Annotated in this window: 24 protein-coding genes; 9 read left to right on the top strand and 15 right to left on the bottom strand. The window is 34.8% G+C overall.

The features are described 5' to 3' along the window. Window positions 1–62: 62 nt before the first annotated feature. The 13 genes from FYC62_RS04490 to FYC62_RS04430 form a co-directional block, all read right to left on the bottom strand. A complete protein-coding gene (locus FYC62_RS04490; protein WP_149074077.1) occupies window positions 63–1349 on the bottom strand; it encodes a sensor histidine kinase in 1287 nt (428 codons plus the stop codon). Further along, window positions 1346–2020 carry a response regulator transcription factor gene (locus tag FYC62_RS04485; protein ID WP_149074076.1) on the bottom strand — a complete coding sequence of 225 codons (675 nt, stop codon included), beginning with the start codon at window positions 2018–2020 and terminating at the stop codon, window positions 1346–1348. The genes FYC62_RS04490 and FYC62_RS04485 overlap by 4 nt, the downstream gene beginning before the upstream one ends. Before the next feature lie 349 nt (window positions 2021–2369). Then, window positions 2370–4598 (bottom strand): multicopper oxidase domain-containing protein, encoded by a 2229-nt coding sequence (locus FYC62_RS04480; protein ID WP_149074075.1) that lies wholly within the window; start codon window positions 4596–4598, stop codon window positions 2370–2372. A gap of 9 nt (window positions 4599–4607) precedes the next feature. Beyond that, window positions 4608–5156 carry a DUF2911 domain-containing protein gene (locus FYC62_RS04475; protein ID WP_149074074.1) on the bottom strand — a complete coding sequence of 183 codons (549 nt, stop codon included), beginning with the start codon at window positions 5154–5156 and terminating at the stop codon, window positions 4608–4610. Window positions 5157–5168: 12 nt separating this feature from the next. Beyond that, window positions 5169–5882 (bottom strand): heavy-metal-associated domain-containing protein, encoded by a 714-nt coding sequence (locus tag FYC62_RS04470; protein WP_149074073.1) that lies wholly within the window; start codon window positions 5880–5882, stop codon window positions 5169–5171. A gap of 93 nt (window positions 5883–5975) precedes the next feature. Continuing rightward, on the bottom strand, window positions 5976–6536 hold the full coding sequence (locus FYC62_RS04465) for a helix-turn-helix domain-containing protein (protein ID WP_149074072.1): 561 nt from the start codon (window positions 6534–6536) through the stop codon (window positions 5976–5978). Then, window positions 6537–7400: a DUF3347 domain-containing protein gene (locus FYC62_RS04460; protein WP_149074071.1), complete on the bottom strand. Its 864-nt coding sequence runs from the start codon at window positions 7398–7400 to the stop codon at window positions 6537–6539. 190 nt (window positions 7401–7590) lie between these two features. After that, entirely contained in the window at window positions 7591–7866 is a 276-nt protein-coding gene (locus FYC62_RS04455; RefSeq protein WP_205943782.1) for a hypothetical protein, read from the bottom strand. 294 nt (window positions 7867–8160) lie between these two features. Then, window positions 8161–8367: a GDCCVxC domain-containing (seleno)protein gene (locus FYC62_RS17940; RefSeq protein WP_069796431.1), complete on the bottom strand. Its 207-nt coding sequence runs from the start codon at window positions 8365–8367 to the stop codon at window positions 8161–8163. Window position 8368: 1 nt separating this feature from the next. Further along, complete coding sequence (merTP, locus tag FYC62_RS04445; protein ID WP_149074070.1) at window positions 8369–8968, bottom strand: mercuric transport protein MerTP; 600 nt, start codon at window positions 8966–8968, stop codon at window positions 8369–8371. After that, window positions 8965–9339, bottom strand: a complete 375-nt coding sequence (locus FYC62_RS04440; protein ID WP_149075848.1) for an ArsR/SmtB family transcription factor — start codon at window positions 9337–9339, stop codon at window positions 8965–8967. The genes merTP and FYC62_RS04440 overlap by 4 nt, the downstream gene beginning before the upstream one ends. Before the next feature lie 260 nt (window positions 9340–9599). Next, on the bottom strand, window positions 9600–10805 hold the full coding sequence (locus tag FYC62_RS04435; RefSeq protein ID WP_149074069.1) for an HNH endonuclease: 1206 nt from the start codon (window positions 10803–10805) through the stop codon (window positions 9600–9602). A 151-nt stretch (window positions 10806–10956) separates the two neighbouring features. Continuing rightward, the gene (locus tag FYC62_RS04430; protein ID WP_149074068.1) at window positions 10957–12420 is read right to left on the bottom strand and encodes a ligand-binding sensor domain-containing protein; all 1464 of its coding nucleotides are present in this window, start codon (window positions 12418–12420) and stop codon (window positions 10957–10959) included. 576 nt (window positions 12421–12996) lie between these two features. Between FYC62_RS04430 and FYC62_RS17240 the strand changes: the two genes are divergently transcribed. After that, window positions 12997–13149 (top strand): hypothetical protein, encoded by a 153-nt coding sequence (locus FYC62_RS17240; protein WP_205943781.1) that lies wholly within the window; start codon window positions 12997–12999, stop codon window positions 13147–13149. A gap of 664 nt (window positions 13150–13813) precedes the next feature. On the opposite strand, the gene argS is transcribed toward FYC62_RS17240, so the two are convergent. Next, on the bottom strand, window positions 13814–15586 hold the full coding sequence (gene argS, locus FYC62_RS04425) for an arginine--tRNA ligase (protein WP_149074067.1): 1773 nt from the start codon (window positions 15584–15586) through the stop codon (window positions 13814–13816). 145 nt (window positions 15587–15731) lie between these two features. Here argS and FYC62_RS04420 point away from each other — a divergent pair, with 145 nt between their 5' ends. Genes FYC62_RS04420 through FYC62_RS04410 form a run of 3 tightly spaced genes read left to right on the top strand, consistent with a single transcriptional unit; the run spans window position 15732 to window position 18012 of the window. After that, a complete protein-coding gene (locus FYC62_RS04420; protein WP_149074066.1) occupies window positions 15732–16700 on the top strand; it encodes a M23 family metallopeptidase in 969 nt (322 codons plus the stop codon). A 31-nt stretch (window positions 16701–16731) separates the two neighbouring features. Continuing rightward, complete coding sequence (locus FYC62_RS04415; RefSeq protein ID WP_039453233.1) at window positions 16732–17067, top strand: MerR family transcriptional regulator; 336 nt, start codon at window positions 16732–16734, stop codon at window positions 17065–17067. Between the two features lie 45 nt (window positions 17068–17112). Beyond that, complete coding sequence (locus tag FYC62_RS04410) at window positions 17113–18012, top strand: diacylglycerol/lipid kinase family protein (protein ID WP_039453142.1); 900 nt, start codon at window positions 17113–17115, stop codon at window positions 18010–18012. Here the strand turns inward: FYC62_RS04410 and FYC62_RS04405 are convergent. Next, window positions 17986–19032 carry a metallophosphoesterase gene (locus FYC62_RS04405; RefSeq protein WP_149074065.1) on the bottom strand — a complete coding sequence of 349 codons (1047 nt, stop codon included), beginning with the start codon at window positions 19030–19032 and terminating at the stop codon, window positions 17986–17988. The two genes, FYC62_RS04410 and FYC62_RS04405, sit on opposite strands and share 27 nt — an antisense overlap. Before the next feature lie 81 nt (window positions 19033–19113). On the opposite strand from FYC62_RS04405, the gene FYC62_RS04400 reads away from it, so the two are divergent. From FYC62_RS04400 to FYC62_RS04380, 5 genes are all read left to right on the top strand, one after another. Beyond that, complete coding sequence (locus tag FYC62_RS04400) at window positions 19114–19914, top strand: PorV/PorQ family protein (protein WP_039453148.1); 801 nt, start codon at window positions 19114–19116, stop codon at window positions 19912–19914. After that, a complete protein-coding gene (locus tag FYC62_RS04395; protein WP_039453150.1) occupies window positions 19904–21967 on the top strand; it encodes a helix-hairpin-helix domain-containing protein in 2064 nt (687 codons plus the stop codon). Before FYC62_RS04400 ends, FYC62_RS04395 begins: the two co-directional genes overlap by 11 nt. 62 nt (window positions 21968–22029) lie before the next feature. Further along, window positions 22030–24096, top strand: a complete 2067-nt coding sequence (locus FYC62_RS04390) for a ComEC/Rec2 family competence protein (RefSeq protein WP_149074064.1) — start codon at window positions 22030–22032, stop codon at window positions 24094–24096. Window positions 24097–24183: 87 nt separating this feature from the next. Continuing rightward, the gene (locus tag FYC62_RS04385) at window positions 24184–24855 is read left to right on the top strand and encodes a hypothetical protein (RefSeq protein WP_149074063.1); all 672 of its coding nucleotides are present in this window, start codon (window positions 24184–24186) and stop codon (window positions 24853–24855) included. 59 nt (window positions 24856–24914) lie between these two features. After that, window positions 24915–26786 (top strand): LTA synthase family protein, encoded by a 1872-nt coding sequence (locus FYC62_RS04380; RefSeq protein ID WP_039453159.1) that lies wholly within the window; start codon window positions 24915–24917, stop codon window positions 26784–26786. Window positions 26787–26997 lie beyond the last annotated feature (211 nt).

Genomic DNA, 26997 nt, shown 5'->3' with positions numbered 1-26997 from the left:
TGATAAATTTTTAAGTTACCCTGCAAAACTCCGAAGCGATTTAGAAGAAATTTTGAATTGCCCTAAAAGCTGATTTTAAAAGTGTGTTTTTCTTGTTGAAATTTATAGTCTATTGTCCATTGATGTCTTTTGCAGATTTGCTCAACAATAGCCAAGCCAAGCCCACTTCCTGAGCTTTCTTCTGAAGTTTTTTTAAACCGCTTAAATAGATGTTCCTTCTCCAATGTTATTATTCCTGAATTGCTGATAAACAAGCCTGTTTGGTTCAATTTAACTTCGACTATTCCTTTTTGTGAGTTATGTCTAATCGAATTGAGTAATAAATTATTGATGAGCACTTCAATCAAAACTCTATTTCCTGTAACGACACAATCTTTTTCTATCGAAGTATGAACACTTAATTCTTTATTTGAAAAATGTTCCTGCAATTGCTCCAAGCATTCTTCGGTCAATTCGCTCACGTTTATTGTTTCGCTATCATCAAACTGATGGTTTTCTATTTTGGCAAGCAATAATAGATTTTTGTTGATACGTGAAACCCTTGTCAATGCTTTATTTATGTCTTCAATAATTTGGTATTGCCTGTCTGTTAAAGCTTCTTTTTGCAAAAGTATGTCCAATTTGTTTTTGATGATTGCCAAAGGAGTTTGCAATTCGTGTGAAGCATTTTCGGTAAACTCTTTTTGGGATTTGTAAACCGAAACAGTATGTTCTATTAATTTATTCAAAGCCACATTTAATTCTTCAAACTCAAGGATGTTTGATTTTTCAAACGAAATATTACTTTGTGAATTAAGATTAAATGTTTTTAACTCCGTTAAGGTGTTTCTAAATGGTTGCCATAATTTTACGGATAATCGTCTGTTAAGAATTAGAAAACCGACAACCAAAATCAAGAAAAACAAAAACGTAAGTATGGCTATTGCAATTGCCGTTTCTTCGGTTTCTTCAACATTGGTTTCAACGGTTAACAAGTAGTTTTCTCTGTATATTTTAATTACTCTTGAAAGTCCCCTGAAACGGTCAATATCATCGTGTGCTACATAAGGATTTTTTCTTAAAACCGTATATGTGCTATCTTTTCTGTTTTTATCTAAAGTTGTTTTTTCTAAATTAGTACCGGGCTGAATTTTGTTCCAAAGTGTTATACTTTGATTTAATTCAGTTTCAGCCAAGTTTAAATTATTTAATTCCTTTTCAGTTCTGTCAGCAACAATTTCATTGTGTTCATCTAATTCTCTTAGCCAAATACTGTCCACCAAAAAATAATACGCTGGAACACTTGTCGCTAATACAATTAGAGCATAAATGGTAAATGATTTTAGTGATTTGTTTAATAATTTATTCATCCTTCCCATTTATAACCTGTTCCGTAAACAGTTTTCAAATAATTCTTACAACCTACTTCATTCAATTTCTTTTTCAGATTTTTGATATGAGCATATACAAAATCGTGATTGTCTAACATATCGGCAAAGTCGCCTGAAAGATGTTCTGCTAAGGTACTTTTTGAAATTATCCTGTTATTGTTACCAATAAAATATAAGAGTAAGTTAAACTCTTTTTTTGTAAGCTCAATAGGGTGATTTTTGAATTTAACAGTTTTGCCAAGTAAGTCAATTTGCAGCTCATTCTGCTGAATTATATTAGTATTTCTAAACTGTTTTCTGCGGATAATGGAATATATTCTTGCTGCTAGTTCCGAAAGATGAAAAGGTTTTGTCAGGTAGTCATCTGCACCAATTTGAAGTCCTTTTATTTTGTCGTCTAATGCGTTTTTTGCAGAAATAATAATTACACCGTCTTGTTTGTCTTGTCTTTTGAGTTCTTCTAAAATATTCATTCCGTTGCCGTCAGGCAACATTATGTCTAATAAGATGCAGTCGTAATGAAATGATTCGATTTTCTCCAATGCCTGATTATAAGTTCGGGCAAACTCACACAAATAGTTTTCTTCCGAAAGATATTCGGAGATGCTGTCGGCAAGTTCGTTTTCGTCTTCTATAATCAGTATTTTCATTTGTCAAAGTTACCATTTCAATTTTGTAGAAATTTTGAATTTGGTTGTCGGTTTGTCTCGGTGGTGTCGTTCTTTAGGCTTGCACCTAACGGTTCTCGGCTTGGCGTAGTGGCGGATTTTTAGCACAAAAGTTCAATCGAAGAACTGCACTTGAACCTACCACAAAACTGTCATACGAAGCACTGAACCCGCCATTACGCCAAACCGATGTTGTGCCTTCGTTGTTCTTTTTCATCCGCTCTGTTGTCGGGTAAATCTGTCAGCGTTGGAGAAGCCATACTCTTTGGCAAGTTTTGGTTTGCGTGTCGGCAGATGCGACTTGGCAATGTGTATGGCTTGCGTGTTGCCTTTAATGGTTTAATGTCAGTCCAACTCCAAAACCCATATCACTGTCATAATGTGTCCTGAACCCTAAGTTTTTACTTGCTATATAATTCAGACCAAACATATATTCTTTGTCTGTATTTACCATAAATGAGGCTCTAAACCTTTTTGAAAGTGGAATGTCTTCACGTCTTAATTGTACTCTTACATTTCCATCGTGATAAACTTCTGTTTGTAAAATGAGCAATAGCGGCAAAGTATAAGCTACCCCTAAACTAAACTGTGTCCGATTATCTTTGGTGTTTGTTTGTCCGAAAAGATTTCTTTCAGGTTCTTCGTGTTTTCTGTAACGCCAATCAAAACCAATAAAAGGCATTAGCCATTGGTTTCTGCCTATGTACCGTCCTATGTGGGTTTCTGTTTCGTAACCGTGTTTGTCGTTATAGCCCAAACGCCATTCTGTGCCAAAACTCCAACGTGTATTCTGTAACATAGTCATTCCGTCATTACCATTGGTCGCAAAGTCGTTTTGGAACATAAAATGTAGTTCGTTGCTTTCTCGTTGTAATTTTTTGTATGCCCATTTTTTGTCAGGCAATAATGGGTTAGGTTCTTGGTTTTCTGTGCTAAAAACACGATTCATTCCTGCCATCATATGGTAGAGAATATGACAATGAAAAAACCAATCGCCTTCTAAATTGGCTTCAAATTCTATGACATTGGTTTCCATTGGCATTATGTCCAACACATTTTTAAGCGGTGCATAATCGCCTTGACCGTTGATTACCCTAAAATCGTGTCCGTGCAAGTGCATTGGGTGTCGCATCATAGAATTATTATAGAGCGTAATCCTTACTATTTCACCTTTTTTTATCAGAATTTTATCTGTTTCTGCAAGCACTCGGTTGTCCATACTCCACACATAGCGGTTCATATTGCCTGTTAATTCAAACCTTAATTCCCTAATAGGTGCATCTTTTGGCAAAGTGGTTTTGGTGGGCGATTTTAGCATAGCATAGTTTAAGGTAACAATGTCATTGCTTGGCATTGTATGATTAGTATGGTCGGAATGTTTAGATTTTTTTGGCTTATTATCTCCCGTAATTTCAGGATACATCACCGTATTCATATCCATTTGCTGTAATGACATATCCATACCCATATCGTTCATTGTGCCGTCCATTTTCATCATATCGTTCATCATCTTCATTCCTTCAAAGTATTTCAGCTTGGGCAAAGGACTTACCAACTGTTTGATGCCTGAACCAATATAAATTGATGCTGATTTGGTTCGGTCTTCTGGTGTAGCCAAAAATTCGTAAGAAGTATTTTCTGCTGGAATGGTAACGATAGCATCATACGTTTCTGAAACCCCGATTATCAGTCTATCTACCACAACAGGCTCAACATCATTGCCGTCATTGGCAACTACGGTCATTTTACCACCTGCATAAGTAAGCCAAAAATAAGATGATGCACCACCGTTTGAAATTCGCAATCGCACCTTATCACCTGCTTTAAATTGAGAAAGTTGGCTTTCAGAAGCTCCATTAATTAGGAATTTGTCATAATAGACATCACTCACGTCCATTGCCAACATTCGTTTCCATTCGTTGGTCAATTTGGTTTTAAAATGACCTGCTTTTATGGCTTCTCCGTAACTCTGAACGGTGTTTTTCTTAATAGCAAACCAATCATTGGCATTGTGCAACATTCTGTGAACATTATCAGGATTATAGTCTGTCCATTCGCTTAAAACAATTGGGACGTAGGGCAAATCATCAATCCCTTTTCTGAAAGTGGGGTCGTCTGCTCTTTTGAGTAGCACCATTGAGCCATACATTCCAATTTGCTCTTGCAATCCGCTATGGCTATGATACCAATGCGTACCGTTCTGAATAATGGGGAAACGGTAAATATGTGTGGTATTTGGTTCAATTGGCATTTGGGTAAGGTACGGAACACCATCTTCTTTATTTGGCAAATACAAACCGTGCCAATGTAAAGACGTACTTTCTTTGAGCCTATTATGAACGTGAATTTCCGCTGTGTCGCCTTCGGTAAACATTAGTGTAGGCATAGGAATTTGACCATTTACTGCAATGGCTCGCTTTTCTTTACTTGTAAAATTAACGATAGTGTCTTTTACATAAAGGTCATATCGCACTACTTTTTGGGCGAAAATGTTTGTAGTTGCCAATAGTGCTAATGCTAAGGACATTGCGAATTTTAAATACTTTATATTTTTTATCATTCTGTTTGCTTATTGGTTTTCAAAATTCAATGAAACAGTCAGATATTCCCAAGACATACTTATTTGTCCTTTCTTATTGTCCAAAGATTTCACTTTATAAGTAAGTGCTTCTGTAATAACTTTGGTTTTCTTCGGCTTTACTTTTAGCCTGATTACATCATTTTCAGCCTTGTAGTCATCGGCTAAGTGCATATCCCAATCTTTGCTCAGGATAATTGTCCATTCTTTTTTATCGGGAATGGTAAAAAAACCATATTTTCCTTTCGGAACTATTTGCGAATTGATTTTTACATCTTCCGAAAATTCAATCCAAGTAGCTTTGTGTGCACCTGTTGCCCACACTTGTCCATAAGCCACTAAGCCGTTCCAAATATTTCGCCCCCTTACACTTGGCGAGCCATAATCTATATGTACGTGATTGTCGTCCACCATTGCCATAGCCGAAGTTCTTGGGCTTTTCGGTTTGGTTGTGCTGTCTGTTTTTGTATTGTGGTGTTCGTGTTGGGCAAAACTTGGCACAGATACGAATAGAAAGAGAATAAAAAATAGATTTTTCATATTTTAAATTGTTTAGAAATGATAAAATAACATTAGACCACTCATTGCAATCATCAGAGTGTCTTCAATAATGGTAACGGTACTCATTGGCAAATTGAACACAGCCCCCAAACAGGCACACTGAATTTTCCTTTTGTTCAACACCGATTGCAATACCCCAATGATGCTGATACTTATTACTACAAATGTTACACTATTAGTAATAAGCGGATTAAAATTGACTAAAAAAGCAATGCCCAAAGCCAATTCTGTGAAAGCATAGATATAAGCCCAGACGGGTAATCGCTTTGCCACCACATCATACATTACATAACTTTCTGAAAAGCCTTTCAGATTGAGCATTTTGAAAAACGAAAACACCAAAAAGAAACCTGCCATAAAATGTCGCATCCATTGCATTGCATCAAAACTTTCATTGGTAAACTGCACCAATAGCGTTACCAATGAGATATAAAAAAATATCAGTAAAATGGGCTTGTAGGTTGCTAACCAACCTTTGGTTTGTTCTGCCAATTCGTTGTGTTGCAATGCAGAAATCTGATATTTTTCAGGCAGGACTTTTTGCAACTTATCTAATGAAATGTGCTTATCCATTGTGATAGTGGCTGAATTTTCATCTTTTGAAACTTCAACACTAACTACATTTTCCACCATTAACAATGATGATTTTACTTTCGCTTCGCAACTTGAACAGGTCATTCCTGTTACTTGATAGGTATGTACCATAATTTTGAATTTTAAAGGTTAAAAACTGTGGCACAAAGTTCCGAAGCTTTCAACTCATTACTATTGCGGTATTTTGGGTTTGAGTTGTAACATTTATAAGTCTTCAATTTGCCTTCGTTTTTTGTCTTTCAATTGCTTATAATGCGAAGGCGAAAAGCCCGTTACCTTTTTGAACTGATTGCTCAAATACGCCACACTACTGTAATTCATTTGAAAAGCAATTTCGCTCAAAGTCAATTCATCATACAGAAGCAACTCTTTAACCTTTTCAATTTTTTGGTTTATAAAGTATTTTTCAATGGTCGTATCTTCTACTTCCGAAAACAAATTGCTTAAAGATGAATAATCTTGTGCCAAATGATTAGACAAATAATCGGAAAGATTGGAATTGATTTGAGCGTTTTGTTGATGCACCAATTCAATAATCAAGGTTTTAATCTTGTCAATCACACGGCTTTTTTTGTCATCAATCAGTTCAAAACCAAAACATTTCAAATGTTCTGCAATCTCGTTTTTCTTTTGTGCCGTAATTGGTTCTATGGTTTCTACTTCTCCCAAATCAACTGCAAGTAGTTGAAGTCCGAGTTTTTCTAACTCGGACTTCACTACCATTTTGCAGCGACTACACACCATATTTTTGATATATAGTTTCATTTATTCTATGGTTTCAACTGTTTTACCACAAGTAAGCATTTGAGAACCGTAGTAAGGGTTTTTAACTGCATTTTCCTTGCTCAACCAATTTGCACCTTTGCCATTGTTTGCCATTGGGCAATGTTGGTAATACGTAGGCGTTTCTTGTTTGGAAACTTTCAAGAGCTGATACATATTGTCAGACAAAGTATTGAAATGGTCTCTTTGATGCCCCACATCTTTGGTTTCTTCGATGTGTTCGGTATCAAATTTCAAGTCTTTAATTACTTTCATCCAAACAGTATGCTCTTCATTTGAAAGTTTATTCATCTGCACAGCATTAAGAGCATTGAGCAATTCTTTTGCTTTGGCAGAAGCCAAGTTGCCGTCAGAGGCTACTAAGGCATCTTTTAGAGCGAAGTAGTTGTCAAAAACTGCTTTAAGTTGATTTACTTCTTGTTTTGTTTCAGTTGTTTTATCAGTCATTGTATTATGGTTGTGCATTGAATGGTCAGCAATCGTCACTGATTTTGCAGTTTCCGATTTTTTCACACGTTCATATTGACAACATTCTGGAAGTTGGGCATACACATCATCAGGTGCAAGAAATTGGTCACTATCGTAACCCGCCAATGCAATGCGTTTCAAGATTTCATCTTGATTGGTCTTACTTGGGTCGTAAGTAAGAGTAGCCATTTTGGTATCTTTATTCCAATCTACCTGTGCTACTTTCTTAATATTTCCTGCTGTTTCAATAGTGCTTTCGCACATTCCACAATTACCGTAAATTTTTACGCTTTCGGTCTTAGCGTTTTTTATTTGAGCGTTACACGCTGTGAATGATAGCAATAGTGTAATTGCCATCAATATTTTTATTGATTTCATCTTTTTAAAATTAAATGTTTAACGAATAATAGAATTTGAAAGCAAGAAAAATGCTTTCAATTAGACAGACCTATGGCTGTCAAGGCAAGAAATTAGCCTATTTTTGGCGGTTGCCAAATAGAAAGAAAACCTGATGAATAATAGGTGTCTTGATAATAAAAGTTAGGCATACTAACGATTGATTTAATTCCTAAAAATCCGTCAAAAAAAGGTATTGTAAAGTTTGTGCAATTAGTAGGACAATGACAAGCGGGATTACCACAGTTTCCGTCACAATCTTTTCCGTGTTTACCACATTGTCCTTTCTCTTTATTATCGCAACAATCTTTTTTTCTGTCTCCGTATTAGATTGTTTGGTGCAAGTATTTTCTATGTTTTCAGATTTTGACCCACAAGCATAGATGTCTGTTGGTGTCAGTAAGAAACCAATCAGGGTGATTAATGCTATGTAAATAAATTTTGTCATACTGTTTCAAAACGCAAATTTACAAATTTTATTCGGTCAAGCGTTGGCAAAAAACAGCTCTTTTGGTTTTTGAGCGTTGGCTTTTGTGTCGGTAAAAACCAAATGTGCTGTTTGTGCGGTCGGCTTTTTTACAATGAGGCACAACGGTTGGCGGCTTGGCGAAGGTGGCGATTTAACCACAAATGTTCATACGAAGCACACACTTCAAATTTACGAAAAATTGTCATACGAAGCACTGAACCGCCACTTTTGCCAAACCGCTGTTAGTGGCTGGGCTTCTTTGTTTTTCGTCTGTCAGCAACATTTTTTGTCCTGCTGAATTGGTGGACAAGCAACACTTCCGTAACTACAATAAACACAGCAGTCGCCTTGTTTTGGTTTTAAAACTTGTTTGCATTTTTCACATTCGTAAAAATATTGACAAGCGTCTGTCGGCATTGTTTCTTCTTTCTTGTGTCCGCAGTTGGGACAAGTGATTGTTGATTGTAATTTGATTTCCATTTTAATTTTCTTTTTTGTCGGTTACGGAATATCCTGTTGAGTTTATTGCTCTTTCGATTTCAGAAATATTTGTTTTTGAGTTGTCAAATTCTACGATTGCATTTCCATTTTCATAAGAAGCGTTTGAACTTATTATTCCTGTCAATTTATTTACTTCGTGATTTACGTGTTCGCCACAACTTGCACAAGTCATTCCGCTAATCGTAAATTCTACTTTTTGAATATTGGATTTGTCCACTACTATGATTTGCTTTTCTGTCTTTGGGTAGAAAATGCTTGAGTAATTTGGAAATGCAAGCATTACGATTGCAAATGCTGTTACTATTCCTAAAAACATTTTTGACTGAATGAATTTTGGTTTTTCTTCTGTTTCACAATTGCAGTCAATTTGCTTTTTAGGTTTTAACTTTTGATACCAAGCAAAACCAAGAACTAAAATTGTCAAACCGATAAAATAAGGTCGAAAAGGTTCAAGCCAAGAAAAAGTTGAAGCAAGTCCGCTTGTCCCTGCGATTAAAGCCAAGACAGGTGTAATGCAACACAATGAAGCTGCAATTGCTGTTAAAAGTCCTGCTCCGATTAGTTTTTTGTCTGTTGTCATAATGTTTCTAATATTTTGTTTTCGTCAAGTATTTTGAAAAACGGTTTCAGCATTTTTTCATACTCTTTTGTCAATGAGTAAAAAATGGTTTGAGCTTCTCGTTCGGTTTCAATTAGTTTTCGGTCTTTGAGTTTTCGCAAGTGTTGAGAAACTGCTGAAATTGTCATACCGAGAATGTCGCTTATATCACAAACACAAAGTCGTTTTTCTTCATATAGTAGAAAGAGAATTTTCAGCCTTACGTTGTTTCCCGCCAATTCAAGTCCGTTCGATAAATAGTCAAACGAGCAGTTGAGTTCTGAAACTCTGTCTTTACAGCGGTTTATTTGTTTAATGTCCGCCTGTTGTCGTATGCAAGAATTGTTGTCCATAGCACAAAGATAGTCAATTTGTTTATTTAAGCAATTACTTAAATACAAAATGTTAAAAAGAACCCGCTTTTGTCTGTCGGGTTGTGGTGTCTTAGCCTTGCCACTAACGTTTTGCAGCTTGGCGAAGTGGCGGAAATCGAAGCACAAATGTTCAGTTTAGCACAAAAGTTCAATCGAAGAACTGAACTTGAATTTAGCAATGAACCCGCCATTTTGCCAAACTGCTGTTACCAGTAGGTGTTCTTCGGTCGTGTCTGCTGTCAACCATTTTTTATTATGTCTTTAAGTTCGTCTATTGTCAATGGTGGATTTTGCTTATGCAACATTGAATGGCAGTTTGGGCAAACAGGTCGTAAGTCCTGAATTGGATTTACTTTATATTCTTGTTTGATTGTCGCTACCTGTGTCAAATGATGAACGTTAATAAATTTGTAGCCTAAACTACCATAAAACTTTTCAAAGCTGAAGTCGCAAACAGAACAAGAGTAACCGTAATGTTTTAAGCATTCCCTTCTTGCATAAATATTTCGTTCGTATCGTGTCTGTGTAACCTGTGTTGCAGAACCTTCAATATATGTTATTGTCGTGTCGGTTGTTTCTGAAAATGGGCTGTAACGAATATTCTGTGTTCTTAAAAACTCAAACCATTCTTCTTCAAGTTCGTCAGCAACTTCAGGTCTGATTGAAATTCCTGAAGATTGTGGTGTCCAAGTTTGCTTTGATAAATTTCCTTTGTCGAGATTGTCAACTGTTAGAATTGGTTCTTTTTCGGGATTTAATAAAGTGTCGAACTCAATTAATACTCTCGGAACGTCTTTGTCTTCACCGCTCCAATGTTGTGAAAGAAAAGGTTCTGAAACAACTTTTCCTGATGCGAAAATTCCTCTTGGTGTCGAACCAACTCTTGCTAAAAACGCTCTGTCGCCTGGTCGAATACTTTTATGACTTCGGCAACTCCACATTAAAGTTACCTTACCTGTGTTTTTAAGTTCTTCAATGTTTTTCTCAATGTATGGTTCATTGTTTGGGTCTGTCCATTGGCTCCATTTGTTAGGGTTCCAAACAAAGAGATAAGAATTTTGAATTGAAATCGGTTTTATGTTCTCTGTCAAACCACATTCTTCTAATGCTTCTTTTAATTCTGGTTTGAGTTGATAAATGAAAAATGTCCCTTTGTAGTATCCTGTAAAAAAGAAGTCCCAAAGTTTTCTTGTTCCATCTTCACGCTCTGTTTGTTTAATGTCGTGTTTTTTAAGGATTCGTTTTCCAAGTCCAACAATTTTCCCTACAACACCGTTTTTGTCTGACCAACCGATAATTCTTGCAAGGTCTGTCGCTGATGCTTCTTGTTTGTCGAGTGAATATAAAGTTTGAAAAATGAGAAGGTCGTCAGGTTGCACTAGGTCTTTGTCTTGCAGAATTTCTACAAAAAGTTCCTTACTGATATTTGGTGTCGTTGTCGTCATTTACACTTACTGGTAACGTTTTGGCGCTTGGCGCAGTGGCGGATTTCGGAGCAAAAAACTGTCAATACACCACAAAAGTTGACGCGAGGTAGAATGTTCAATTAACCACGTCACCCGCCATTGAGCCAAACGCCTGTTACCACCAGTATTTCTATTTTCTTTCAATTTTTACTAGTCCTTGTCTTGTTGCCAAATACAAATTGCCTTCCTTATCGAATGTCATTGTCGAAATGTAGGAAGTCGGAATATCAGAATTTTCGTTATGATAGTTTTCCCAACCGTCTTTTAGGTCAAACCTTACTAAACCTGCTCTGTCTGTGGAAATCCAAAGGGCTTTTTCTTTCTTGTCATATAGAACACAATTTGTATGATTAAATGGCATTCCTGAATTCTCTGTTGTAAACTGCTTGAAAGTTCCGTCAGCATATCTAATAGCTATTCCTTCGTCATTATTTACCTTCTGTTTGTCTTTTCGGTCAAATTCGTAAAGTGTAAAATAAATGTTTCCGTTTTCATCTTCGTCCATAGAAGTAATGCACTTTCCTTTCAGCACTGTTTCTGTGTTCTCAAAATTTGTCACCTGACTGTTTTCGTCAATCATCACGCTACCGCTGTAAGTTCCAATCCAAATCCTGTTTTTTGAATCTCGTTTCGCAAAAGAAACTCTATTTGAAGGTAGTCCAGGAGTATTCTCTTGATTTATTAAACTCCATTTACCATTTTTTAAAATTGTAAGACCTTTGTCAGAGGTGAAAAACACTTCGTTAGTATTTGGGTTGTTTATGATTTTGTATCCGCTTTTTATCCCTATTTCGTTTTCTTCATATTTAGTCCACTTACCGTCATTAAAGCTATAAATGTTTCCTGTTGCGAAAAACCATTTAGTGTTGCTATTGTCAGTAGCAAGTCCAAAATATCTAAAATATTTTCCTTTATCGGTAATGTTCTGTTCAGCATTTTGAAATTCCTTGCCATTGAAAGTAACAAGTCCTTCGTCTGTTGTAAGCCAAATTAATCCGTTATTATCAATTGAAATGTGGTCATTCATATTGTTTGGGAGGTTTGAATTTCCTGAATTCCAAACAGTAATTTTGTAATTCTTTAAGTTTTCATTTTTGTAAACATAGTCTTTGTTAAATATTTCTGGACTTTTAGGTCTGTCAAAAGCCTTTTTGAAAGCATTCATATCAACACGTTCTATTTGTCCTGATATGCGGTTGTCCTTGATTATAAGAACCAAATTAATTGAAGATTTTTCTTCCTTAACATCATCTTTTATCGCAGGTGTCCACTTGCTAAACTTGTTCAGCTCTTCAATAATTTTCAAAGAAATCGGGCTGTTTGATTGGTCGGTATGGCTTAGAACACATCCTTTTCCTTTTGAGTCAACGAGCACTTGAAGTTTAACCGAACCGCTAATGCCACTAAGATTTAAAGACTTATTTAGTCTATCTTCTAATTTCTTAAAGTCCTTTTCAACGTATCCTGCTTTTATGTCTCCGCAGTCAAGACAAAATTTTGAAGTTTTACAGTTGTCAAGTTTTACTGGAAATAAATTTTGAGCATTCAAGTTAAATGTAAATGCTGTCAATAGAATAAAAATAGCTTTTTTCACTGTCTCATGTTTTTTGGTGTCGTTTGTTAATATTGGTGGTAACTAGTATATATATCCCATAAAGTTGCACAAATACAACATATAGCAGTGATATATGTACACCTTGGAATATTATTATCTAATTCTATTAAATATAATTTGTTATCAAATCTCATAGGTATTTTTCATGAAGTAGATTTAATTCTAAATAAGTAAATATTTATTGAAAGTCAAAATTATAGACACCCAACGCCTAATAAAACGGAAGCTTACCAATCTGTAGAACAGTATTTTTAACCACGGAGGCACAGAGTTCTCGGAGTTTCCTAAAAGTCGTAAACCTAGCTTGGCGTTTAATTACGTAGCTAATCAATCATGAAGTTCTCCGCCCAGCTTTGTGTATAAAGATTACTTCTTCGTTCCTCATCGTAATGACATGGGAAAATTTAAAAGTAAAAATTCAAAATTCAAAAACTGCCAACTCACCACCCAGAACTGGAAACTCGAAACTACCAACTGATAACTGATTCAAAATTCAAAAGGAAAAATTCAAAAGTGAAAATTCAAAATTAAAAAACTATCAACTCACATCCAGAAATGAAAACTAATTCAAAAGGAAAAATTCAAAAACTGCCAACTATCCACCCAGAGCTAGAAACTCAAAACTATCAACTGATAACTGATTCAAAATTCAAAAGGAAAAATTCAAAATTAAAAAACTATCAACTCACATCCAGAAATGAAAACTAATTCAAAAGGAAAAATTCAAAAACTATCAACTCACCACCCAGAACTGGAAACTCAAAACTATCAACTGATAACTGATTCAAAATTCAAAAGGAAAAATTCAAAAACTGCCAACTATCCACCCAGAGCTAGAAACTCAAAACTATCAACTGATAACTGATTCAAAAGGAAAAATTCAAAATTAAAAAACTATCAACTCACATCCAGAAATGAAAACTAATTCAAAAGGAAAAATTCAAAAACTATCAACTCACCACCCAGAACTGGAAACTCAAAACTATCAACTGATAACTGATTCAAAATTCAAAAGGAAAAATTCAAAATTAAAAAACTATCAACTCACATCCAGAAATGAAAACTAATTCAAAAGGAAAAATTCAAAAACTATCAACTCACCACCCAGAACTGGAAACTCAAAACTATCAACTGATAACTGATTCAAAATTCAAAAGGAAAAATTCAAAAACTATCAACTCACCACCCAGAACTGGAAACTCAAAACTATCAACTGATAACTGATTCAAAATTCAAAAGGAAAAATTCAAAAACTATCAACTCACCACCCAGAACTGGAAACAGGCAACAGAAAACCAACAACTGATTCAAAATCAATCAATCCTCCCAGAACTGGAAACCGGCAACAGACAACCAACAACTGAATCCCCCTCTACATCCTTTCCGGAACATCAATACCTAATAAACCCATTGCTTTTTTAATAGTTAAGGCAGTATGATAAGAAAGTAACAGCCTAAAGTTCTTAATATCTTCCTCTTCTACTTTTAAGATGCTTTCTGTTTGGTAGAATTTATTATAGCTTTTTGCAAGCTCGTAAGCATAATTGGCTATGGCTGCCGGGTTATAATCTCTGGCAGCTACGGCTAAAACTTGTGGGTAACGACTTAAAATCTGTATCAATTCAGATTCGGTTTCTTTTAAACTGTTGATGTTTTGGAAACCTGTTGTAGCTTCCTTAAAATTAGCTTTATTTACTACAGAACGTATTCTGGCATGTGTATACTGTATAAAAGGCCCTGTATTTCCCTGGAAATCTATAGACTCGTTAGGGTCAAATAAAAGACGTTTCTTAGGTTCTACTTTTAGTAAGAAGTATTTTAAAGCACCCATACCTATCATGTAGAACAATTTAGCTTTTTCTTCATCGCTAAAATGGTCTACTTTGCCTAAAGCTTCTGTTTTTTCTCTGGCGGTATCTTCCATCTCACGTATCAAGTCATCAGCATCAACTACAGTACCTTCTCTAGATTTCATTTTACCACTTGGTAAATCTACCATGCCATAAGAAAGGTGGTATAAACCATCGGCCCAGGTTTTACCCAATTTATTTAAGATTAAGAATAGCACTTTAAAATGGTAATCTTGCTCATTTCCAACTACATAAATAGATTTATCTACACCAAACTCATCGTATTTTAACTGTGCTGTTCCTAAATCTTGGGTAATGTAAACCGAAGTACCATCAGACCTACGAACCAATTTTTCATCTAAACCATCACTGGTTAAATCTATCCATACAGAGCCATCTTCTTTTTGAAAGAAAACACCTTTAGCTAAACCTTCTTCTACTATATCTTTACCTAATAAGTAGGTATTAGACTCGTAATAAAACTTATCAAAATCTACCCCAAGCTTGCGGTAAGTGCTATCAAAACCATCGTAAACCCAGCCATTCATGGTTTTCCATAAAGAGATGATGGCTTCATCTCCTTCTTCCCATTTCAGCAACATTGCTTGGGCTTCTTTCATTAAAGGAGCTTCTTTTTTAGCTTCGTCTTCTGTTTTACCAGCTTCTTTTAAAGCCTCTATCTCCTTTTTATATTCCTGATCAAAAATAACATAGTATTTTCCCACCAAATGGTCGCCTTTTAAACCAGATGATTGTGGCGTTTCACCAGCACCAAATTTTTGCCATGCCAACATAGATTTACAGATATGGATTCCCCTATCGTTAACCAAATTGGCTTTGGTAACCTCATAACCATTGGCTTTTAAAACCTCGGCAACAGCATAACCTAAAAGATTATTTCTTACGTGTCCTAAATGTAATGGCTTATTGGTGTTTGGCGATGAATATTCTACCATTACCTTTTTACCATTTGGAGAAACACTTCCAAAAGCTGCTTTGGCGATATCATTTTGCAAAACATTTAACCAAAAAGCATCGGCTAAAACAATATTTAAAAAGCCTTTTATCACATTAAAATCTGCAACTTCAGGGTAATTGTTTTTTAAATATTCGCCTATAACGGCTGCGGTTTGCTCCGGAGATTTTTTTGTTTGTCTTACAAAAGGGAAAACAACCAAAGTAAAATGACCTTCAAATTCTTTCTTAGTTTGTTCTAAACTAATTTGTGCTGTTGCAATTTCAATATCAAATAAAGCTTTGAAAGCTTGACTTATGGCTGCTGGTAAAAAATTCATGGGGCAAAAATAATCAAATATTAAATGTTAGCGAATTTAGCGCATAAATCTTAGCCTTATACCTTTTCACAAATTGATACGTTTTCAATATTTTAATTAAATTTGAAAGATAGCGCATGCTCATGCTTGCTACAATAAATCAGAAATGGCAAAAACGAAATACTATTTTAATACCCAAACCCTTAAATATGAAAAGGTAAGGCTTAGTCTTGGGATTAAAGTTTTAAAAGCACTAGGTTTTATTTCTACCGCATTGGTGTTCTCTTTCATTATTATTGCCTTTGCTTATACTTTTTTTGATTCGCCAAAGGAAAAGCAATTGAAAAGAGAAATTAACCAATTGAGCTTACAATACGAGATTTTACAAGATCGTTTAAAGCAATTGAATGCTGTTGTGGATGATTTGCAAGAGCGAGATGACAATATTTACCGCGTCATTTTTGAGGCAGAGCCGATACCTAAAGAAGTTAGAAATGCTGGTTTTGGTGGGATAAACAGATATAAAAACCTAGAAAATTACGACTATGCCAACCTGATGATTGAGGCTACTAAAAAAGTTGATATTCTTTCTAAACAGCTTTACGTACAATCAAAATCTTATGATGAGCTGGCAAAAGCTGTAAATTCTAAAGAAAAAATGATGGCTTCTATCCCTGCTGTACAACCTGTGGATAGCAGGAAGTTAAGAGGTGCTATTTCTGGTTTCGGGTATCGGATACATCCTATCTATAAAATTAGAAAAATGCATGAAGGCATGGATTTTACCGCTCCAATTGGCACTCCCATCTATGCTACTGGCGATGGTTACATAGCAGCCGTTGGTAATGAAAGAGGTTATGGTAATCGGGTAATTATTAGCCATGGTTACGGCTACTCTACCAAATATGCGCACATGAGCAGGTTTAAAGCTAAGAAAGGACAAAGAGTTAAGCGTGGCGATATTATTGGTTATGTAGGAAATACTGGCGCTTCTACCGGGCCACACCTGCATTATGAAGTTTATAAAGGTGGCAAACCTATTAACCCTATTAATTTCTTCTTTAACGATTTAACACCATCAGAATATATGGCTATGTTAGAAGTAGCATCAAGAGAAAACCAATCTTTTGATTAATTTTGATTTTTATTTCATCAATACCATTAAAATGCCTTATAAAGAGAAAGAAATAAACAAGCTGTATTACCCAATAGGTGAAGTTGCAGATATGTTTCAGGTAAACACATCGATGATTAGATTCTACGAAAAGGAATTTGAGATACTGCAACCTAAGAAAAACGCTAAGGGCAATCGTTTATTTAGGCCAGAAGATATTGAGAACTTAAAAATCATATTCCACCTCATAAAAGATAAAGGTTTTACCTTACAGGGAGCTAAAGACTACATGAAAGGTAACAGAAATGAAGTTGCTGAAAACCAAAAGATTATAGACTCTTTAGAAAAATTAAAAGCTTTTATGCTTAACCTTAACGAAGAGCTATAAAGCGGGTATGATTCTTGTTTATCATTCTCAGTAAAAAAGCCCACGATGCAGAATATCTTGTTTATTATAAACCATAAAGCAGGTGATGATAAACCAACCAATCTTAAAGACATTATTGTTGATTTAAGTAAGCAATTAAACTACAAATTTCACATCTATTATTTAGGAGATAATCCTGAACAAGGTATTAAAAGCGCTATTCAGCAATATGAACCGGCTATTGTGGCTGCCGCCGGAGGTGATGGAACCGTTAATCTGGTTGCCAGTATCATCAAAAATACGCCTATTAAATTATTGATTATCCCTAATGGCTCTGCCAATGGTATGGCTAAAGAATTTAATATGCCCGCTGCTGCGGATGAATGCATCAAACTACTACAAACCGGAAAAACAGTCACCATTGATTTATTAAGCATCAACCAAAATGTATCAGCCCATTTAGCTGATGTTGGCCTAAATGCCAGAATTGTAAAAAGGTTTCAGTTAGACCGTAAACGCGGATTGATAACCTATGCTAAGCATTTATTTAATGAGATTTTCTTCATCAAATCCAGAAATTTTTTGATAGAAACAGAAGAGAAAACCAGAAAAGTAAAAGCTGTTTCTTTAACTTTTGCTAATGCTACCCGCTATGGTACGGGTGCAGTCATTAATCCGGAAGGAAAACTAAACGATGGCTTGTTTGAGATTTGCATTATTAAACCTTTTGCTAAAATCCACTTGTTTTCTATTGCTATAAAAATGTTTAGAAACCGATTAAATTATTCGGCTTATTTTGAAACCATTAGCTGTAAAAAAGCTATCATAAGAAGTAAGAGAAGAACACTTTTACAAATTGATGGCGAAGTAATAGGCAGAACAAAAGAAATTAACTTAATTTGTTTACCTGCTGCTTTACAAGTGATTATCCCTGCCAACTTAAACTATCCAACCTTGATAGACTAGCTCGCCCATAGGGTTATCTTTATCTGTAATTAAAACCTCTGTTTTAATTTTCAGGTTTTTATAAAGCTTAAGTTTAAAAAATCCTTTTCCAGATATCCCAAACCTAGAATATTTACCATCTAAAACATAAGTAGCTTTTGATGCTGCACCACTTACAATATAATGGTTGTGGTATTTCTCTATGTATTGCAAATTATGCTCGTGTCCGGCTGCATAAATTAAACCCGGATATTTTCTAAATATCTCTTTTAAACGCTTTCTTAAAATTTTAAATCGTGGATGAGCTAAATCTTCCCTAGCTCCAACATATTTACGGTAAAGCGGCAATAAAGAACCTACAAAAGGCAGTGGCAAATAGGCTTTCTTTTTATATAAAGTAAAAGGGAATAAGTGATGCTTGAGCTTATATTTCCCACCATGTAAAGAATAACTGTAAATAGGATAATGCCCTATGACTAAAATTTTCTTTGATTGATGTTTGCTTAAAAGTTGCTCTAGCTTGGTAAAAAATTGCGCTTCGTTCTCTACATCGCAACCATATTGTTTGCCAATGGGCCTTACTCCTTTTTGCACCCACCATTGCGTATTAATGGCAATCAGCACCAAATCATCATTTAAAATAACTTCTGATGGCCCCGGACAACCTTGAGGTGGTAAATAAGAGAATTTATCATCAAACAATTGCTGTAGGTATTCTTCTTGCCTTAAAACAAAGGCTAAACCGTTGGCTTTTCCTTTATTCCAATCGTGGTTACCAGATATAAAAACAACCTTACCTTTATAATCTTTTAAAGCTTCATGATGTTTTTTGAGTACTGTTTCTGCATCTTCTCTTAAAATAGTACCTGGTGCTGGTAATCCATTGGGGTAAATATTATCGCCTAAAAAAATTACAACAGAGTTTTCATGCTGCGGCAAATGATTTTTAAGTAATTCTAAGGCAGCATCAGGTTTATTTCTGCTAATATTCCCAGAATCTCCTATTAAAAGCACCTCAAATGTTAAATTATTATTAAACATTAGAAAAATATTACCGTTCCTATTAATTTTTTCACTTTTTACCTAGCATTTTACTATTTTCAATCCGTCAACTTAATATGGATGATAAAATTTTACGCTACACTCATTTTAACACTATTTTCTTACACTGTTTTTGCCCAAAATCTAAACGGTCCACGTATTCAGGCTATGGCAAATGCTGGCGTTGCAATGCAAGACATCTGGACGCTTAAAAACAATGCTGCTGGTATTACTTCACTTGAAAATACTGCTTTTGCTATTGCTTACGAAAACAGGTTTTCTGTAAAGGAATTGAGCACTAAATCTGCTGCGATAGTAATTCCTTTAAAAAGATACAGCTTAGGAGCATCATTTCAATCTTATGGCTCGCCAGTGTATCAAGAGCTAAAATCGGGCCTTAGTTTTGCAAAAGCCTTCGGCGAAAACTTCTCTACCGCCTTAACACTTAACTATCATCAACTCAGCATTCAAAATTACGGTAATACCAACACTTTTAGCTTTCAAGTTGGCTTCCAGTATCAAGTATTTAAAAATTTCTGGATAGCAGCACATGCAGCCAACCCTAACAAAAGCCAATATACAGAAACAGAAAGTAATACCCTACCCGCTTTATATCAAATTGGTGCGAGTTATACTTTTACAGATAAACTTTTGGTTACCTCAGAAATTGAGCAAGTTGTAGATGGAAAATTGGATTTTAAAACCGGCTTAGAATATAAGATTGCGCCATTTTTAGCTTTAAGAGGCGGTACATCTGTAAATACTTTCCAGCAGTTTGGTGGTTTTGGTATCATCCATCAAAAAATAAATCTTGATTTTGCTATCAGCTCGCACCCCATACTAGGCTATTCACCTCAAATTGCTCTTGGATATGCTTTCTAGAATTAAAATTTTACTCCTTTCGGGATTGCTTTTCTTTAGTCTAGGACTTCAAGCACAGCAATCTAACGACCCTATCATTGAATATATCTTGGAGGTAATTGCCGAGAATCAATCAGAAGATTTTGATTATACCGAGCTTGTAGAGCGTTTAAATTTTTATCGTAGAAACCCGCTAAACCTTAATAAAGCCAGTAGAGATGAGTTACAGGAATTGGTATTTTTAAATCCTTTACAAATAAGCAACCTACAAGACCACATTGCTGTTAACGGTAAACTTATTGATATTTTAGAACTTCAAAGTATCGATGGTTTTGACTTACAAACCATTAAAACTTTATTGAATTTCAGCAGTATAAACTCGCCCACCGGTTTTGAAAACTTCAGTTGGGCTAATTTAAAGAAAGAAGGCCGGAGTGATTTGATAGTAAGATACGGACGTATTTTAGAAGAACAAGCAGGCTTCAACATTCCAGAAGAATCTGGTCGTTCGCGTTATTTAGGCACACCAGACCGAGTTTTTACTCGCTACAGATTTAATTACCTTAATAACCTACAGTTTTCTTTAAATATTGATAAAGATGCTGGCGAGCAGTTTTGGACTACCCAAAATCGTACGCTGGGGCCAGATTTCGTTTCTGCCAGTTTATATGTTAAAGATGTATCGAGATTTAAAAAAATAGTTTTAGGCGATTTTTCCTTACAATTTGGGCAAGGTTTAACCTTATGGAGCGGCTTAAGCTTTGGTAAAGGTGCCGATTTATTTTCTATCGCTAAACAAGATTTAGGTTTAAGACCTTATACCTCTATCAATGAGTTTTCTTTCTTTAGAGGTTTTGCTACACAAATTAATTTTGGCAGGTTTGATTTTACACCTTTCATCTCTTTCAGAAGGTTAGATGCAGGAAGTAGCTTAAATGCTGCCACCAATTTATCAGAAATAACATCTTTACAGATAAGTGGTTTACACCGCACCCCTAATGAATTGGCCAACAAAAACCGTATTGCTCAATTGGTCTTAGGAGGTAATTTACAATATAACTATCGCAAGCTATCGCTGGGTTTAACAGCCTACCAATCTAACTATAGCGAGAATTTTGCACCTGGAAATGCTGTTTATAACCAATTTGAGTTTACCGGAAGAAAACTCACCAATTTAGGCGCTCATTATAGTTATACCGTAAATAATATCTACCTATTTGGAGAATTAGCCCATAGTGTAAACTCGGGCATTGCTTTTATTAACGGCGCTATTGCTAGTTTAACACCTCAAATTTCTGCTTTGGTATTTCACAGAAATTATCAGAAAGATTATTACTCTTATTTTAACCAAGGAATTAGCGAGGGTAGCTTAGCTTTTAATGAGCGAGGTTTTTTTGGTGGTTTGCAATATAAATCTGGAAGAAAATATGAGTTTAACGTTTATACAGATTTGTTTAAGTTCCCTTGGCTAAGGTTTAGGGTTGACGCTCCTTCTGTAGGACACGAGATTTTTAGTCAGTTTACCTACTCGCCAAAAAGAACAACAAAATTTATCCTGAGGTATCGCATAGAAGAAAAGCAACAAAATGTTTCCGGAGCAATTACACCTATAAACACTTTAGAAACTGTTAGAAGGCAAAATTATCGTTTTGAGGTACAATATGCGCTAAATAAAAGTTTCAGTTTCAGAAACCGAGCAGAAGTTACACAGTTTAAAAGAGAAAGTACCCAAAATACTTATGGTTTATTGCTTTATCAGGATGTGCTTTACAATCCACTTAGCTCTAAATTATCTGGAAATGCTAGGATAGCGTATTTCAATACCGAAGGTTTTGATACCAGGATATACGCTTTTGAAAATGATGTTCTTTACGGTTTCTCTATCCCAGGCTTACAAAATAAAGGCTTAAGATTTTACCTTAATGGCAGATATACTTTAAAAAGAGGTGTTGATTTTTGGTTAAAATACAGCTTCACACATTTTACAGATTTAGAAACTATTGGCTCTGGTTTAGACCAAATAAATGGCAATTTAAGATCAGAGGTTAAAGCTCAAATTAGGTATCAATTTTAATAAAAACGTTTACAGGAATTGATTTTTCATCTACAAAGAATCAATTCATTTTTTTCTACCCTATGATAGCATATTTTAAAGGAGAAATTCCGTTTTTCAGGTATTTATGGTTTTTCATGATTGGTATTTCATTAGCTATTGGTCTAGATTTAATACCTCATGGCTTTTTTTATAGCTTATGGGCGATTAATCTCCTCATCTTAACCGCCTACTTATTTATTACAAAGCGCTTAAAACTTTATCAATACCATTATTTGCCTACATTTTTAATTGCGCTTCAATTTCTTTTAACAGGCATTATTCTCTGCAATTCCTCTAAAGAGATTTATCACAGTCATCATTTTTCTAAGCATCAGGCCAATCATCATATAGTTATTGTTACAGAGCAACCTAAACTTAAAGGAGATATTGCAAGGTTTACAGTTAGGGTCAAACAGCATGTGTTTCATCAAAAGCTTCAAGAAGCATCAGGCAATTTATTATTAGCCATGCGTTATGATACTACCAAAAAATTCCCTTATCGGTATGGCGATTTATTACTCATCAAATCAAAAATTAAAGAAACAGAACCTGCTTATAACCCTGCCGAATTTAACTATAAAAAGTTTTTAGCGCATAAACAAATCTATCATCAAAGCTTTATTCATCTTAAAGAAACAGTTAAACTAGCCTCAGAAAAAGGGAATCCTATCATCAGCTTTGCTTTAAAATTTAGAGAAGAACAAGTAGAAAAGTTTAAAAAATATCTGGCTTATGAAGATGCTAAAGCAGTTGCCTCTACCTTAATTTTAGGTTACCGGGCAGATTTGGATCCTCAAATTCTTCAAGCTTATGCTAACACCGGAACTTTACATATTCTTTCTGTTTCGGGAATGCATGTAGCTATTGTAGTATTACTCTTAAACCTTCTCTTTAAACCTTTAGAAAAATTACCTTATGGCAAAACTATAAAGCTTACGCTGATGCTGAGTTTGATATGGTTTTATGCGCTTATAACAGGCTTAGCTCCTTCTATTTTAAGAGCTGCTTTAATGCTTTCGCTGATATTGATTGCTAAATATCAAACCATAAAAACAAACATTTTTAATGTGATAGGTATTGCTGCATTCGTCATATTAATCATCAATCCGTTTAATTTGATGGACATTGGTTTTCAGCTCTCCTTTCTGGCAGTAATGGCTTTGGTTTACTTGCAACCTATTATTTACCAATGGTTTCAACCGCAAAACAGAATTTTAGATTGGATGTGGCAATGCGCCAGTGTATCCATAGCAGCACAAATAGCCACTACGCCAATCAGTTTATATTATTTTCATCAATTCCCTTTGTATTTTATCATCAGCAATTTATATATGGCCTTACCGGCCTTGGTGATTATGTATGCGGGTTTAGGATTTTTAGTGATTGCTTCATTTTCAGAAACATTAGCAAATATTCTAGGCGAATGCCTCAATCAAATCATTTATTTTACCAATAAGTTTTTGATTTTGATAGAACAAATACCTCATGCTACCATCAACCAAATATGGCTTCATCATGCAGAAACCATTTTGATGTATATCATTTTATTATTGCTTTTGATGAAATTTGCATCTGATAGCCTAAAGCTAAAAATCATAAGTGTTTTAGCTGTCGTTTTAATCAGTATCCACAGTTACCATACTTTACAGCATGTACAACAAGAAAAAATAGTATTCTTTACCTTGCGTAAAAATACCGCTGTTGCGATGCTAAAAGGAAGAACAGCTACTTTATTTACCGATTTAAATCCTGATGATTATACTTACAAATTTTCTATTAAACCATATTTAGATAGTTGCAGAATTACCAAACTGGCTATCATCAATACCCATAATCAAGCGCCTAATAGCATCATCAAAATCAAAAATAAAAGCTTAAAAATTATGCGACATTTAGATCATGACCAAACCAAGCATGATTGGCTGCTTTTAAGTGGAGATAAAATTTTTGATTTGCCACACTTAGCAAAACTTTATGAAACAAAAAGCTTTATTATAGATGGTAAAAACAAAGATTATAAAATAGAAAACATGTTAGAACAAGCCCGAAAAAATGGAATTTATACCCATGTTTTAAAAAGAAAACCAGCATTAGAAATAAACCTATAATTTTTTTAGTCTAAATACACTTATTTTAAAGCTAAGTGTATGGGTGATGAAATAAAATCATTACTTTCATAGTATAAAAATAAATTTATGATAAAAAAGATAACATTCGGTCTTATCGCATTCATCTGCCTAGGATCCTTAGCTACACAAGCTCAAAAAAAAGTTACTGAAGGCTATATCAGCTATGCGGCAGAATATGATTTGCCACCAGACCAACAAATGGCTGCTGCTATGCTTCCAAAAGAATATAAAATCTATTACAAAGAAAATTTAAGCAAATTTGTAATGGATTTAGGTATGATGACCAACCAAATGACCTCAGACAGTAAAACCAATACGGGCTTAATGTTAATGGATATTCCAATGGCTAAACAAAAAATTGCGGTAAAATTTACAGAGGCAGATTATGAAAAACAAAAAGAAATGATGCCAGATTACGAGTTTGCTAAAACAACAGAAAGCAAAGTAATATCAGGATACAACACTATCAAGTACAATGCTAAAGACAAACAAACAGGTAACCAAATAGAGATTTGGACAACCAAAGATTTAGAAATACCTAGCAATAGCTTTACCCAAGCTTTTAAAGACAAAATAGAAGGTACACCTTTAGTTTTTGTTACCAACATGAACGGCATGAAAGTTAAGTTAAGCTTCAAAGAATTAAAAGCAGAAACGGTAACAGGCTTAAATCTTACAATTCCAGAAGGTTATACTCAAATGACCATGGAAGAATTGATGAGCATGTCTGGAAGATAATTTTCCTTAAAATTTCATAAAAGGCTTTTAAGCTAAATGTAAGTTATTTAACTTGCAGCATGCTTAAAAGCCTCTCATTTTTTATCAGGTACTTCCTTTTCTGGATTGCTTTTTTTCTGGTTAATCGTATGGTATTCTTTGGATGGAATATAGAACGATTAGACGATGTTTCTAACGATGAAATCTTCCTGTCTTTCTTGTACGGTATGCATATGGATGCTTCTATGGCTGGTTATTTATCAGTCATACCGTTTATCCTATTTATCATCAGTTGGTTAATTCCTAAAATACCTTTACAAGGTAAAATCATTCTTAACTATACATTTGTTTTCACCTTTTTAACAGCCGTAATCACAGCTGTAGATTTTAATATTTATACCGAGTGGGGCACAAAAATTAATGCTAGAGCTGTAGATTTCTTATTCGAATCTCCATCTGAAGCCATGGCTTCGGCAGCTTCTTCTCCCCTTTTTAGTAGCTTATTTATTGTTTTTGCTTTAAGTATGTTTGGGTTTTACCTTAGCAATAAAATCATATTTAAGCAAGATCCAGATTTAGATAAATCTTATTTTTTAGTAAAGTTCCCTATGGCTTTATTGATTTTAGGTTTAACTTTTTTAGCTATCAGAGGCGGTTGGGGAATAGCACCTATGAACCCAAGCAAAGTTTATTTTAGCGAAAAACCCATCTTAAACCATGCAGCCATTAATACCGATTGGCTTTTACTTTCTAATTACCTCAAAAAAGCAGACAAGAAAAATCCATATCAATATTTAGATAAGACACAACAAGACGCTATTTTAAAAGAGCTTTATCCAGAAACAGATACTACTAACACAATCAAGATATTAAATGTAAAGAAGCCAAACATCGTTTTAATTATTCTGGAAAGCTTTACAGCTGATGTGGTACACGAATTAGGTGGAGAACAAGGTATTACTCCAGCATTTAGTACTTTAACTAAAGAAGGCTTATTATTTAGTCATATTTACTCCTCAGGCGATAGAACTGATAAAGGTTTGATAGCTATTTTAAGTGGTTTCCCTTCGCAAGCCATCAGGAGCATCATTAAAGAGAACGATAAACAAGAAAAGCTGCCATCTTTGATTAAATCTTTCGGACAAGCGGGTTATAAAACATCATTTTTTTATGGTGGCGATACCGAATTTTCTAATTTCAAATCCTATCTAATAAGTAGTCAGGTTCATAAATTAGAAGATGCTTCTGATTATAATAGCGAAGATTTAACATCTAAATGGGGCGCTTATGATGAGGTTACCTTTAAAAAGCAAGTTCAATTTTTAAACCATGAAAGCGAGCCATTCTTTTCTACCCTTTTAACTTTGAGTAATCATGAACCTTTTGAACTTCCTAGAGAAGGCGCTTTTGGCAAGCAGACGATAGAAGATAAATTCAGAAGTACGAGTCATTATACAGCAGAATGCTTATTAAATTTTGTAGAAGAAGCTAAAAAAGAAGCTTGGTACGCTAACACCTTATTTGTTGTGGTTGCAGACCACGGGCATCGTTTACCAAAAAATATTTATGAAAGCTTTATGACCGAGCGATACCATATCCCTTTATTGGTTTTTGGTGGTGCGCTAAAAGCGCCTTATAAAGGTAAAGTGGTTGATAAAATTGGTAATCAAACAGATATTGCAGCAACCTTATTGGGGCAATTAAGCTTACAAGCACAAGCCTATAAATACAGTAATAACCTACTGAATACAGCTACAAAAGGTTTTTCTTTTTACAACTGGGATAATGGATTTGGGATAGTTGAAGACAAGCAAGCTATCTCTTATGACCCTATCAGTCAGACTATCATTTATCAAAAACCTAAAACCACGAGCCCAGAAAAGCAGGAAGCATTATTATTAAAAGCAAAAGCAATGATGCAAAGTGTTTATCAAGATTATTTAGATTATTGATGGGAGTTCTAGCTAACACTTCATTAAATTAACATTTGTGGAGCATAGTAACACGTAACTCAATACAAAAAACTAGTAACTGGCAACAGACAACTGACAACTGATAACTGATAACAGACAACTGATAACTGGCAACTGATAACTGAATAACCCCACACCTAATGACACAAAAAAAGCCTGCTAGAATTTCTAACAGGCTTTTTATATTTTT

Source organism: Pedobacter aquae (assembly GCF_008195825.1).
Lineage (GTDB): Bacteria > Bacteroidota > Bacteroidia > Sphingobacteriales > Sphingobacteriaceae > Pseudopedobacter > Pseudopedobacter aquae.
Note: the sequence above shows the minus strand (reverse complement) of the source record. Positions and strands in the feature narration are given on the sequence as shown.

What these genes read in the sequence shown, in the direction of transcription:
- FYC62_RS04490 (WP_149074077.1), bottom strand. Translation starts at nt 1,349, where the DNA reads ATGAATAAATTATTAAACAAATCACTAAAATCATTTACCATTTATGCT.
- FYC62_RS04485 (WP_149074076.1), bottom strand. Translation starts at nt 2,020, where the DNA reads ATGAAAATACTGATTATAGAAGACGAAAACGAACTTGCCGACAGCATC.
- FYC62_RS04480 (WP_149074075.1), bottom strand. Translation starts at nt 4,598, where the DNA reads ATGATAAAAAATATAAAGTATTTAAAATTCGCAATGTCCTTAGCATTA.
- FYC62_RS04475 (WP_149074074.1), bottom strand. Translation starts at nt 5,156, where the DNA reads ATGAAAAATCTATTTTTTATTCTCTTTCTATTCGTATCTGTGCCAAGT.
- FYC62_RS04470 (WP_149074073.1), bottom strand. Translation starts at nt 5,882, where the DNA reads ATGGTACATACCTATCAAGTAACAGGAATGACCTGTTCAAGTTGCGAA.
- FYC62_RS04465 (WP_149074072.1), bottom strand. Translation starts at nt 6,536, where the DNA reads ATGAAACTATATATCAAAAATATGGTGTGTAGTCGCTGCAAAATGGTA.
- FYC62_RS04460 (WP_149074071.1), bottom strand. Translation starts at nt 7,400, where the DNA reads ATGAAATCAATAAAAATATTGATGGCAATTACACTATTGCTATCATTC.
- FYC62_RS04455 (WP_205943782.1), bottom strand. Translation starts at nt 7,866, where the DNA reads ATGACAAAATTTATTTACATAGCATTAATCACCCTGATTGGTTTCTTA.
- FYC62_RS17940 (WP_069796431.1), bottom strand. Translation starts at nt 8,367, where the DNA reads ATGGAAATCAAATTACAATCAACAATCACTTGTCCCAACTGCGGACAC.
- merTP (WP_149074070.1), bottom strand. Translation starts at nt 8,968, where the DNA reads ATGACAACAGACAAAAAACTAATCGGAGCAGGACTTTTAACAGCAATT.
- FYC62_RS04440 (WP_149075848.1), bottom strand. Translation starts at nt 9,339, where the DNA reads ATGGACAACAATTCTTGCATACGACAACAGGCGGACATTAAACAAATA.
- FYC62_RS04435 (WP_149074069.1), bottom strand. Translation starts at nt 10,805, where the DNA reads ATGACGACAACGACACCAAATATCAGTAAGGAACTTTTTGTAGAAATT.
- FYC62_RS17240 (WP_205943781.1), top strand. Translation starts at nt 12,997, where the DNA reads ATGAAAACTAATTCAAAAGGAAAAATTCAAAAACTGCCAACTATCCAC.
- argS (WP_149074067.1), bottom strand. Translation starts at nt 15,586, where the DNA reads ATGAATTTTTTACCAGCAGCCATAAGTCAAGCTTTCAAAGCTTTATTT.
- FYC62_RS04420 (WP_149074066.1), top strand. Translation starts at nt 15,732, where the DNA reads ATGGCAAAAACGAAATACTATTTTAATACCCAAACCCTTAAATATGAA.
- FYC62_RS04415 (WP_039453233.1), top strand. Translation starts at nt 16,732, where the DNA reads ATGCCTTATAAAGAGAAAGAAATAAACAAGCTGTATTACCCAATAGGT.
- FYC62_RS04410 (WP_039453142.1), top strand. Translation starts at nt 17,113, where the DNA reads ATGCAGAATATCTTGTTTATTATAAACCATAAAGCAGGTGATGATAAA.
- FYC62_RS04405 (WP_149074065.1), bottom strand. Translation starts at nt 19,032, where the DNA reads ATGTTTAATAATAATTTAACATTTGAGGTGCTTTTAATAGGAGATTCT.
- FYC62_RS04400 (WP_039453148.1), top strand. Translation starts at nt 19,114, where the DNA reads ATGATAAAATTTTACGCTACACTCATTTTAACACTATTTTCTTACACT.
- FYC62_RS04395 (WP_039453150.1), top strand. Translation starts at nt 19,904, where the DNA reads ATGCTTTCTAGAATTAAAATTTTACTCCTTTCGGGATTGCTTTTCTTT.
- FYC62_RS04390 (WP_149074064.1), top strand. Translation starts at nt 22,030, where the DNA reads ATGATAGCATATTTTAAAGGAGAAATTCCGTTTTTCAGGTATTTATGG.
- FYC62_RS04385 (WP_149074063.1), top strand. Translation starts at nt 24,184, where the DNA reads ATGATAAAAAAGATAACATTCGGTCTTATCGCATTCATCTGCCTAGGA.
- FYC62_RS04380 (WP_039453159.1), top strand. Translation starts at nt 24,915, where the DNA reads ATGCTTAAAAGCCTCTCATTTTTTATCAGGTACTTCCTTTTCTGGATT.